This window comes from Hyphomonas sp. BRH_c22, from assembly GCF_000961795.1.
Lineage (GTDB): Bacteria > Pseudomonadota > Alphaproteobacteria > Caulobacterales > Hyphomonadaceae > Hyphomonas.
Window position 1 is genome coordinate 1 of sequence record NZ_LADU01000022.1, and the last position, 10,846, is coordinate 10,846.

11 protein-coding genes are annotated in these 10,846 nt (G+C 57.7%); 6 read left to right on the forward strand and 5 right to left on the reverse strand.

Annotated features, from left to right (window positions below; genetic code table 11):
• Positions 1 to 487: 487 nt before the first annotated feature.
• A complete protein-coding gene (locus VR74_RS03350; RefSeq protein ID WP_299949485.1) occupies positions 488 to 1,753 on the forward strand; it encodes a site-specific integrase in 1,266 nt (421 codons plus the stop codon).
• Positions 1,754 to 2,117: 364 nt separating this feature from the next.
• On the opposite strand, the gene VR74_RS03355 is transcribed toward VR74_RS03350, so the two are convergent.
• From VR74_RS03355 to VR74_RS03370, 4 genes are read right to left on the reverse strand one after another with little or no spacing between them, the layout of a single operon-like run.
• The gene (locus VR74_RS03355; protein ID WP_299949487.1) at positions 2,118 to 3,404 is read right to left on the reverse strand and encodes a HAMP domain-containing sensor histidine kinase; all 1,287 of its coding nucleotides are present in this window, start codon (positions 3,402 to 3,404) and stop codon (positions 2,118 to 2,120) included.
• A gap of 35 nt (positions 3,405 to 3,439) precedes the next feature.
• Positions 3,440 to 4,123 carry a response regulator transcription factor gene (locus VR74_RS03360; RefSeq protein ID WP_045694432.1) on the reverse strand — a complete coding sequence of 228 codons (684 nt, stop codon included), beginning with the start codon at positions 4,121 to 4,123 and terminating at the stop codon, positions 3,440 to 3,442.
• The gene (locus VR74_RS03365) at positions 4,098 to 4,712 is read right to left on the reverse strand and encodes a cytochrome b/b6 domain-containing protein (protein WP_366462097.1); all 615 of its coding nucleotides are present in this window, start codon (positions 4,710 to 4,712) and stop codon (positions 4,098 to 4,100) included. The genes VR74_RS03360 and VR74_RS03365 overlap by 26 nt, the downstream gene beginning before the upstream one ends.
• Positions 4,702 to 4,977 (reverse strand): PepSY domain-containing protein, encoded by a 276-nt coding sequence (locus VR74_RS03370; RefSeq protein WP_045694435.1) that lies wholly within the window; start codon positions 4,975 to 4,977, stop codon positions 4,702 to 4,704. Before VR74_RS03370 ends, VR74_RS03365 begins: the two co-directional genes overlap by 11 nt.
• A gap of 230 nt (positions 4,978 to 5,207) precedes the next feature.
• Here VR74_RS03370 and VR74_RS03375 point away from each other — a divergent pair, with 230 nt between their 5' ends.
• The 4 genes from VR74_RS03375 to VR74_RS03390 all read left to right on the forward strand — a co-directional run bounded on the left by VR74_RS03375 (position 5,208) and on the right by VR74_RS03390 (position 9,048).
• On the forward strand, positions 5,208 to 5,687 hold the full coding sequence (locus VR74_RS03375) for a rubrerythrin family protein (RefSeq protein ID WP_045694437.1): 480 nt from the start codon (positions 5,208 to 5,210) through the stop codon (positions 5,685 to 5,687).
• A gap of 469 nt (positions 5,688 to 6,156) precedes the next feature.
• Positions 6,157 to 6,831 (forward strand): cytochrome b/b6 domain-containing protein, encoded by a 675-nt coding sequence (locus tag VR74_RS03380; RefSeq protein ID WP_045694438.1) that lies wholly within the window; start codon positions 6,157 to 6,159, stop codon positions 6,829 to 6,831.
• A gap of 515 nt (positions 6,832 to 7,346) precedes the next feature.
• A complete protein-coding gene (locus VR74_RS03385) occupies positions 7,347 to 8,144 on the forward strand; it encodes a type IV toxin-antitoxin system AbiEi family antitoxin domain-containing protein (RefSeq protein WP_045694440.1) in 798 nt (265 codons plus the stop codon).
• Positions 8,134 to 9,048, forward strand: coding sequence for a nucleotidyl transferase AbiEii/AbiGii toxin family protein (locus VR74_RS03390; protein WP_045694441.1), 915 nt, complete (start codon positions 8,134 to 8,136; stop codon positions 9,046 to 9,048). The genes VR74_RS03385 and VR74_RS03390 overlap by 11 nt, the downstream gene beginning before the upstream one ends.
• A gap of 110 nt (positions 9,049 to 9,158) precedes the next feature.
• On the opposite strand, the gene VR74_RS03395 is transcribed toward VR74_RS03390, so the two are convergent.
• Positions 9,159 to 9,962: a WYL domain-containing protein gene (locus VR74_RS03395; protein ID WP_045694442.1), complete on the reverse strand. Its 804-nt coding sequence runs from the start codon at positions 9,960 to 9,962 to the stop codon at positions 9,159 to 9,161.
• Positions 9,963 to 10,036: 74 nt separating this feature from the next.
• Here VR74_RS03395 and sbcD point away from each other — a divergent pair.
• Positions 10,037 to 10,846 (forward strand): exonuclease subunit SbcD (gene sbcD, locus VR74_RS03400; RefSeq protein ID WP_045694444.1); only part of this gene is annotated, 810 nt, incomplete at its 3' end.

The window sequence follows — 10,846 nt, forward strand, 5'->3', positions numbered from 1 at the left end:
ATATGGCTCGTCTCCTTCATGCACTATGACCTCGGATACGTTGACCTCGAGCAGAGAACCCTGCAGATAATCGACAACCCGTTCGGAGCAAAAGTGTAACCCATCTCTCCGGTACATACTGTTACCTATGTGTCCGGGTCGGACACTGAAAACCTTGGTGCACCCAACAGGATTTGAACCTGTGACCTCTGCCTTCGGAGTTTGACCCTACCATGTTTGCGAGAGTCAGCAGCACCTTGCAAGTTCTTGCGAAAAAACGTTCTAACACAAGCACTTAGCGTGGTTTATGATGACTTTTGAGGGTCGCGGTTTTGCGAGACCTTGCGAGAAATTGGAGCCGTTTACGGCTCGCGGTGCTGACATGGTGCTGACTCAAATTCGGGCTCAATGGCCCGCAGTTGCTGGAGTTTTTGGATTTATTTGTCCGACTCCGTGCTGACTCAAAAGTCAGGAAACCCAGTCGCCACCGGACAAACCGGAGGATTGGATGTCAAAAATAGGAAAAAAGGTCAAGATTACGAAGCGTGTCGTCGATTTGGCCGACCCGAAAAAGTCGCCTTACATTATCTGGGACAAGGAGCTTCCTGGCTTTGGTCTCAGGATCGCCGCGAATGGGCGCAAGGCCTACATTGTATCTTATCGGGTCGGCGTTGGGCGCGGCGCAAAACAGAGACGGGTGAGCATTGCCGCGTCCAATACGATGACGTGCGAGATGGCCCGCAAAGAGGCTCAGGTCTATCTTGCCAATGCCCGCCTCGGAGAGGATCGCCGGGAAGAGATTGACGCTGCCGCCAAGGCCAAAGCAGACATCACCGTCGCAAAAGCCATCGAGATCTGGCACGCCGAAGCGGCGCACCGCAACCGGCGAACAGGTAAAGCCAGAGACCCGCGTAACATCCGGAATGAGATGAGCCGGATGGATGCTCACCTCATCCCTGCAATCGGCAACAAGAAGCTTCGTGAACTCACGCGCCGGGATGTCGAACTCTTGCGTGATGATATCACCGCCGGCCGGACGGCTGTGGTTCAGAAGACCAAGAAGCATGGGGTTCGCCGCGCCACGGGCGGTGCCGGGACGGCGAAGCGGACAATGGTCAGCTTCAAGAGTGTCCTAGCCTATATGAAAGATATCGGCTTCGTGGACCAGAATGTTGCGGCCAATCTGAGGCTCGCGCCGGATGGCAAGAAGGAACGCTACCTCTCTGTGGCTGAGGCCCACCGTCTCGGTAAATGCCTTGATGAGTGGGAACAAATGGATAGGCGTGTGACCGGAATAACGATTATCCGTCTCCTGCTGATGACGGGCGCACGCACCAAAGAGATCGAAGAGCTGAAATGGTCGGAGATCGATTTCGACCGCTCCTTCTTCCGGTTTGAAGAGACCAAGTCAGGCCGGTCGATCCGGCCGATCTCGCCGCAGGTCCTCGACATTCTCAAGGCTTTGCCGCGACTGCACCCGACCTGGGTCTTTCTCAATAATGCGGGCACAGGTCCTTATTGCGGGACGCAGGCGGTCTGGAGGCTGGTGCGCGAGGAAGCGGGACTGCCGGATGTCAGGAAGCATGATCTTCGCCACAGCTTTGCGAGTTTCGCGCTGGCCAACGGCCTGTCGCTTCCGGTCATCGGCACACTGCTCGGTCATAGCCGTCCTGAGACCACGCAGCGCTATGCCCATTTGTCGGATCGTCATGCGATGGAGGCCGCCAAGAGCGTCGGCCTCGCCGTCATGAACGCGCTCGAAGGTCGCGAGTGATGGCGGGTGGGCAAGCGTCTTGGTTGGGTTCGTCCCGTTTTGTCAGTTGCATGAAAACTGACTCGCGTTTCGATCTTGAACAGACTCGCTAGTCCGGTTGTTACGAATGTCAGTTTCGAAGACACTTCGCCATTCAATGCCAGTACGGCGAATGAGTATGATTGGCCCAAAGTTGCCTGTTGCAATCTACTCATCGAATGTCGGGTTTGACGAAACTGGGAAGCTTTCGGGCCGCGCGCCAGTCTCAAGATTCCAGTTTTCAAGCCGTTTAATCCAGAGAAGATCACTGTTCCAGCATCAACAGATCGTCGCCACTCGACGTGACGATTGGCGAGGAATTTACCGCGCGTCGATCGGTCAGCTGCTAATTCCCAACTTTTGCTCGGAACGTGACGGAGAAGGTGGCGCCGCCAGTAGCTGGACAATCCAGTGTTACTTCAGCGCCGAGCGCGTCGGCCAGACGCTTCACGATCCCAAGCCCAAGCCCCGCCCCACCATCCCCGCGCGTGCCGCCTTGCCAGAACTTCTCAAATATCCGTGTACGGTCAGGCAACGGGATTCCAGGGCCAAAATCCTGCACGGAGATTGTTGGTCCGGGTCCCGCTGTCACTTCAATCGGCTTATCCGACGGCGCGTGCGCAATCGCATTGTCGATCAGGTTTCGGTAGATGCGGTAGACAGCCTCAGGGTGAGCTAACGCATCTGAATTGCCAAGATCCGTGAATTTCAGGCTTTGGCCGCGGGCACTCGCAACCTCTTCGAGGGCCGAAAAGACAGCCTTTCCAATCTCAGCCAGATTCACAACCGGAGGATCAGCAAGGATCAGCGCTTCGGCTTGCGCCAGTTCGAGTAACTGCCCCACCAGCCGAGACATGGACCGGATGTCTTCAATGAGTTGCTGGCGTGTTTCGCCGGCCGGAAGCTTGCCCGCAGTCAGCAACATAATCGATAAAGGCGTTCGCATTTCATGCGCCGCGAAGCCGGTGAAATCCCTGAGGGTGGCGACGGACTTGTCCAGCCTCTCGAAGGCACCGTTGAGCGCATCGACGAGTGTCGTGATTTCGCGCGGCGCTGCTGATACTGAAAGTCGTTGGTCCGGCTTTCCGGGATCCATATCGAGCGCCTGCTGCTCCGCCTCAAACAGCGGTTTCAAAACGCTGCGAACAGCCAGCGCATTGAAGACGAGCAGCAGGATCGACAAGGGTACGAGTGGCAGCGCAACATGCTGGACGATTTCCCGACCGATGACTTCGGAGAAAGGGCTAAGGCCGCGGCCTTCAAATTCCAGGCGGATCCAGGTTGCCTCTCCTTCGTGCTCGACAGACCGCAGTCCGGTAATCCGGTACCCCCCGGGAATTTGTTCGCGCTTGGTCCAGTCTATCAACCGGGATGCCGGATCGTCCGCAGCTCGGTCGGCATCGGCGCCAAGCGGCTCAACAAGCTCGTAGGACCAGCGAAGACCGGCAGAGGGGTTCGCACGGTTAGTCCGCTGTCTCACATCGTCGGGGTCAAGGCGCGAAACCTCCAGATCCAGGAGCTCCTGGGCCAAAGTCTGCGGTTGGCTAAGATAAGTGAAGACGACAATACCAACGTCAACGAGGGCAAAGATGACCGCGAAGATGGCTAACCGGACAGTGATCTGCCGGAACAAGCTAGGTCTCTTGGGGACGCGCCCGCCGGCGTCACTCATGATGATTTTTGCTGAGCCGAGATGGAGTAACCCAACCCGTGCACCGTACGGATTTCGACGGTAGCCTGCGCCTCTTTCAAGTGCCGGCGCAGACGTGAAACCGCTGCCTCTATGGCATTGGCACTCACATCTTCATTCATGTTGTACATCGAATCTTCCAGCATCGGTTTTGACACGACATGCTCGGCCCGGCGAAGCAGCACCTCAAGCAGGTCGATCTCCTTGCGGCCAAGATCCTGTCGGACATCACCAACTGAAACAGTTCGCTCGCCCGGGTCCAGAGCTACATTTCCGAGTATCAGCTGCGGTGGCAATCCACGATCCGGCCGCCGCAAAAGTGCTCGGCAACGGGCGGAAAGTTCTTCGATTGCAAAAGGCTTTACGAGGAAGTCGTCCGCGCCTGAGTCAAGGCCGGTAATCCGGTCATTCAATCCGCTTCGAGCTGTGAGTACGAGTATCGGGGTCATGTTTCTTGCGCGGCGCAGGCGCCGGATGAGATCGATGCCGTCCCCATCCGGCAGCCCCAGGTCAAGCAGCATCAGATCAATGCGTGCGGCTTCAAGCGCCGCTTCGGCTTCGTCAATGGATGTGACCCAATCGACCGCATAACCCGCAGTCCTGAGCCCCTCGCATACGAGCTCGCCGAGGCGCCGGTTATCTTCGACCAGCAGCAGGCGCATTGTCGACATCTCCTTCTGCGGCAGGCCGCTTACGCCCCGTGATCATCGAAAGCGGCAGATTCTCGTGGTGCTTCACGCTGACATAGACAGCGGCAAGCACATGAACGGCAATTGCACCGATGATCACGTTGGCCGCCATCTCATGCACCTCTTCGACCCATTTTACACCCCAGAACTGGTCGAGGCTCATCATCCACCCCGTCGCGCTGATCAACAGTATCAGAAAAATCAGACCGAACATCATAAGCGACCCGGCAGGGTTATGCCCCAAGTATCGCGGCTCCCTGCGCGCTCGCATCGCGGCGAAATAGCCCAAGACCTTCTTCGGTGTCGGAGCAAACGACGAAAACCGTGCATGGCCCGGGGCAACAAGGCCCCACACGATCCGGCAGGCCACGGCGCCCAGCACGACATAGCCGACGATCTGGTGGGTATCGCTCGATTCACGCAAAATTGTCAGATTCGCAAACACGCCCACAACGACCGTCCAGTGGATCATCCTAACGACAGGATCCCACACTTTGACCTGCTTTTTGGCAACCTTGAGGTCAGGCGAAGTAGGTGCAACGGAGGTCATGTCAGTCGACATTTTTTTCGACAACTTTACCGTTCACCGGATTGAAGTAGATCTCCGCGCGATGGCCGTCCTTGGTGTGGGCATAGATCTCGTAGCAGCTGCCGGAGACCTGAAACACTTTGACATCCTTCAGATCCATCTTTGCAATGATGACTTTCATCTGATCTGGCGTGAGCCATTCAGATTGCGGCTTCGTGGTGCATTCCGGAGAAGCGAACGCCGCCGGTGCGAAGCCGACAGCTGCGGCAACGAGCACGAGTTTGAATATAGTCTTCATAAGATTTCTCCGGCTTTCTGACGACCGGACAGTTCCGGTAGAGGTTCATTTAACGCGGAGTTCTGACAGGGTCCTGACGCGTGCCCTAAGCGGAGCCCGTCTCATGGACTGCTCAAATTTGCGAATGGGGGCGATGCTCGGAAATCGTACTTCAGGTCAGCATTCTGTCAGAAGCGGCTGTCAAAAGGACCGGGCTGCCTCCGCAGCTTTAAGCCCAAGGAGCTATCCAGATGAAACTCTCAGCATCTCTCGCCATGGCCGTTGTCGGCCTGTCCTTATTCGCTACTCAGGCGTCGGCAGAGGGGCCAGCAAAGGCAACCGCCCTGTCCGAACAGACCCGTGCCAATCTCGACGCCGCTATGCGCGGCGAAGCCTATGCGAGCCTTAAATACCTGCGTTACGCTGAAGTGGCAGAAGCCTCGGGCCATCCGGAAATCGCAAAGCAATTCCGGGATGCGTCGAATGTGGAAGCCAACGAACACTTCGATCGGGAAGCCTACGCTCTTGGCCTCGGTACGACAGACGCTGAGGATCTGCAGGAAGCGATTGCCGGCGAATCCTATGAAGCGTCGAAGATGTACATCGACTTCGCCAATCAGGCTGAAGCAGACGGCGACCTGAAAGTGGCGGCAATGTTCCGTCAGATCGCTGCCGACGAAGCGACCCATGCCGCCGGGTATAATGCCTCGCTGAAGTCGATCTCAAAATAAAAGAGCGGGCATGCGCCAAAATAGGCTAAATCTGCGCATAAGCCTCACATAATCCGAACCCTGACGATCGACCGAGTCCCCCCACCCACGGTCGATCCAGTGCTGCTGCCACTCTGTGGCTGCCGGCATCGGGCGGCGCCTGGCAGCCTCGAAGTTGTCAGGCGCCGTCATCGGGACGACTTGTTCCGGTGTGGTGGCAGAAAACTCCTCACCGCGGCGTCGCCTTCGGGATTCTTTAGTGTCCTCAAAACGCATTGAGCGATGGACCAAAGCTCGCCCGCGACAATGACACCAATTCGGTGTCAGCACCCACCGATTCAGGGATAAATTTAGCCGGTAAACTATTCGCTTTTTGCCAGTGTCGTCAGGATCCTGTCAGAACGTCAGATGATAATGTGCGTACACTGAATTGATCAACATCTGCAATCAACCTTTGACCTTACTCGTCGATTGTCCTGGAGAATGCGAAATGGGCGTACCAAATGCCACGAACTGGGCGCTGAGCAAGAGAACTTTTCATTGGGGCTTGGCGATCGCCGTGACGGTTGCCTTGCTGGCGCCCAAGCCGGATGATGGAAGTGGGCTTGTGCATATTGCCGCCGGCACCGCGGCGCTGGCGCTCGTTCTTGCACGATTGGGTACGCGTTTGCTGGGCAATATTCGCCCATTTGTGAAGGACGCATGGCGTCTGAAATGGCCCAATCTTTCCAAGGGACCTAAAGCCTTTGCACCACTCATGATGCAAGGCGCGCGTATTGGCGGGTTTCTCTTTCTGGCAATCATACCCATTGCTGTAGGGTTGGGCGTGGTCGGCCTCGGCCAAGGTGAAGATTCCCCTCTGCTGGAAGTGCACGAAGCAGCAGGGACCGCAATCATGGTTCTCGCGATTGGGCATGCTGCAGCAATCCTCGTGTTCGCCCTCTTCACTAAATACAACTTGTTGGCCATTACACTGTTCGGCGGTGCTCGGTCATTCTTCGAAGGCGGGGTCCGCGGTGCATTGGGGCTCGCGCTGGGATCGACGTTGGGTTTGGCGGCTTTGGCATATGTTTGGGGCCCCTATGACCTAGGAGCAAAGATCGCTGCGCAGTCCGAGCAGGAGTCTAGCGAGGCTCAAAACAACGAAATTGAAGATGATGACTAACCCAAGCCGGTAGGCGGAGCGACCTTGTCGTACGGTCTCAAATCGGCAAGTCTAGGATGCGAGATGGGGCAAGTAGAAGCGGCAGTTCGAATTGACGTTTCCGCCCGGTCGCACAACGCCTTAGTGTGACTATGCCGCTCCGGAAGGCGCGTCCGGAGTTCCCGGGCTTGGGCACTTACTGCGCCAGCATCGATTGATCGGTCAAACCCAAAACCGGACATTCGCCCAGCCGCATTCCTACGACCATTTTTGGCGAATTTTTGCCTGACGACTTGATCTTCTTTACCGGTAGTAGAGTGGGCCAAACCTGCCAGTTGCGCAGAGAGATCGCGAAAATTGCGAGAGCTGGTCAAGTGCCGAAACGCTGGATCAGCCTTAGCAGGATCGTTTAGCCAAGTTCGCTGGAATCAACATGTTTCGAACTGGGCGATTTTAGTATCCATTGGGTATACCAAGAAGGTTGCACTCGAAATTCTCTGCTTGTCAAATTTCGAAACCCAGCTATTTTGTATCCCATGACGCGACAAAACGAGACAAAGCTAAAATGGCTGCTGGAGACCGTCCTGCCCGGGCGGCTGGTCGATACGCCGACGCTGCAGCGACATGGCATCACGCGCATGCTCGCCCACAAATACATCGACAGCGGCTGGCTCGAACCGGTCGTACGTGGCCTCTACCGACGCCCGCAGGCTGATGCTCGCAGCGCAGACTGGCAACTCGTCGTGCGCTCGCTGCAGCACGTCATGGACTATTCATCGGTCGTCGGCGGACGGACCGCGCTGGAGCTGCAGGGGTTCGCCCATTATCTGCCGATGCGCGGCGATCAGGATGTCCACCTCTATGGCGAAGCGCATCCGACCTGGCTCAAGCGGCTGGATGAGACTGGCCGCTACCGGCTGCACAGCGCCAAACTGTTTGACATGCACGCTGATGAGGAAACGACGGAAGTCGACTCCCCGGTTGGCCCACTGAAATGTTCAACGCCGGAACGCGCCATCCTCGAACTGCTGGATGAGCTGCCCAAGCATGAGAGCGTTCATATCGTCGATACGGCCTTCGAAGGCCTCGCCTCCGCGCGCCCCCGCCGACTGGAAAAGCTGCTGGCGTGCTGCACCAGCATCAAGGTCAAGCGGCTCTTCTTCGTTTTTGCCGACAAGCATGGCCATGCCTGGCGGCGACATCTCTCGCCCGAGCGATTCGACCTTGGCTCGGGGCCGCGCGCCCTCTTTGAGAAGGGACAGTTTCATCCGCGTTACGCGATCTCCGTACCGCCTGAGCTGATGCCGCAAAGTGAGGCGCGCTATGGCGCGTGAGCGATATGTGGATCAGGTCCGGCTGCTGGTCGATATTCTGCCAGCGGTGGCGGCAGAGGACGACTTCGCCCTGAAAGGCGGCACGGCGATCAACCTGTTTTATCGTGATCTCCCGCGCCTGTCGGTCGATGTCGATCTGACCTTCCTTCCGATCAGGGACCGCGTGCAGTCCCTTGCGGACATCGACGCCGCCATGGACCGCATCGCTGCGGTAGGCTCGGAAGTGCGAGGCGTGACCGCAAGCAGGATCGCAGGCGGTGGCGGCGGCGCAACCCGCGTCCTTTTCCGGCGCGGATCTGCGACCGTGAAGGTCGAAACCTCCCCTGTGACACGCGGCGTGGTCTTCGAGCCCGAAACCAAACGCGTCTCACCAGCGGTCGAGGACGAATTCGGGTTCGCAGAGACCAAACTGGTCGCGTTCGAGGATCTCTATGCCGGCAAACTCCATGCGGCGCTTGACCGCCAGCACCCGCGCGATCTGTTCGACGTGAAGCTGCTTTACGAGAATGAGGGCGTCACGGATGATCTCTTTCGGGCCTTCCTCGTCTATGTCGCGAGCTCCAGCCGACCGCCACATGAATTGCTGAATCCGAACCTCGCACTCTTAACAAACGTCTTCGAGGCTGAGTTTTCCGGCATGACCGTCGATGCTGTCAGCGTCGCTGAACTGGAACACGTGCGGGTCAGGCTCATTGAAGACGTCCAGTCCCGTCTGAGCGGCAATGCCGCGCAATTTCTGCGAACGCTGGTCGAAGGCGAACCGGACTTCGACGTCATCGGATTGCCATTCGCGGCAGACCTCCCCGCCGTCCAGTGGAAGCTGCAGAACATCCTGAAACTGCGAGACACGAATCCGGAAAAGCACGCCGCGCAGCGGACAAGCCTGGACACTCTGCTGCGTTAATGGATGTTCCCACATAGCTCCATAAAGCTTGAACCCGCATTCCCGTTCGGGAAGATTTCTTTCGAGAACGCGCGACATTCGAATAAAATTCCCGATCGGGAATATTCTGGTCAACCTGCTTCGATTGGAAGATGCTCCGTACGCACGCGTTCCAGTCTCGCACCCGCTTCATTCAGGCCCCAACGCCGGTCAAGATAGAACTCGAGCGCCTTGCGCACTTCGACTTTCAGGAGATCGTCGCTGAAGCCGTACTCTCTCCTGACCACATCGGCTTGCGCGGCGCTGAGCCGCGCGCTTGGCCTGAGCCAGATGATGCTCAGCGTGTGCCATTCGGTATCCAGAGGCAAAGGCGCCTCGATCTCTCCTGCTTGGAACTCATTCTCCGGTTCGATCCTGGCGGGATGAAAGTTCCGGTACTCGCCGCGTTTATAGCTGTAGGCCCGGAAATGAATGCTCTCGCCATCGAAGATAAACCGTGTTGGCGCGATCCAATGCGGAGCCGTTTCACCAGAGCTCATCGAGGTGTAGGCGATTCTGACTTTTCGATGGTTCGAGATGGCGTCGTGAAGCACGGTCGCGACGTATGGGTCCAGCCACCGCTTTGCGCGGGGCAGTGCAGCGGGCAACTCATCATCCGAGGTCGTGTCGAGAACGCCGAATACGTCCAGCATCGAAGAAGGCGCAATCGGCTGATGTTCACGCGCTGCGACATAGGCTTTCAGGTGGGCGTCATATTCCGGCGCGTTCTGAGCGATCAGAGCGAGGTAGGCCCGAAAATCGTTTGCGGCCTGTGCCGTCGAGATTCCGAATCGCTCAGTGAGATCACGCCGCCGCGCAACGCCGCGCCAGGTGAAGCACCGGTCGAGAAACAATAGGCGCTGTCTCTGGGCATGTTTGAGCTCGTCGAGCGTCATCCAATTTCCTCTCTTGACTCTTGTTAACCTATACATCAAAAAAGTATACGTATAAAAAATATACGGAACAAGTCATGAAGCTGCTGCACACCTCCGACCTGCATCTCGGTCGTCAGTTCAACGGGATCTCCCTGGAGGAGGATCACGCAGCGGTGCTCGACCAGATCGTCGAGGCGGTGAAGGCCAATGGCGTCGATGCGCTGATCATCGCCGGCGATGTCTTCGACAGGGCGTCGCCGCCGCGAAGTGCGGTGCGGCAGTTCAACGGATTTCTCCAACGAATTAAAACCGAGACCAACGCCGCGGTGGCCATGATCGCGGGCAATCACGACTCAGGGGACCGTATCGACCTTTCAGCCATCGCGGCGGATCGCTCGCGCTGGCTCATCCGCGGTGCGATCAGTGCTGAGGAAGCACCGCTTCTGCTCTCAGACAAGCATGGCCCGGTCGCAATCTCGGCGCTGCCGTTCGCATACGAGTATGCGGCGCGCGAGTGCTTTGAGAGCGAGACCATTGATACGCCGGAGGATGTGCTGGTGGCGCAAGTCGCAGCCGCCCGCTCCCAGATTCCTGAAGGCGCGCGGTGGATCATCGTCGCGCACGCCTTCGTCACCGGAGGTTCGGTCAGCGAAAGCGAGCGGTCCCTGACGCGGGTTGGCGGCATAGAGACGGTCAGGACCTCCGCTTTTGACGGGGCGCACTATGTCGCCCTCGGGCATCTTCATCGCCCCCAATCGGTCAGCGCTGACCATATTCGTTATTCCGGCTCGCCTCTGGCCTTCGGCTTCGACGAGGCCGACTCGGAAAAATCGATGAGCCTGATCGAGATGGATGCGACCGGTCAGGTTTCGGTCGAGGTCGTGGCGTTCAAGCCGATCAGGCGT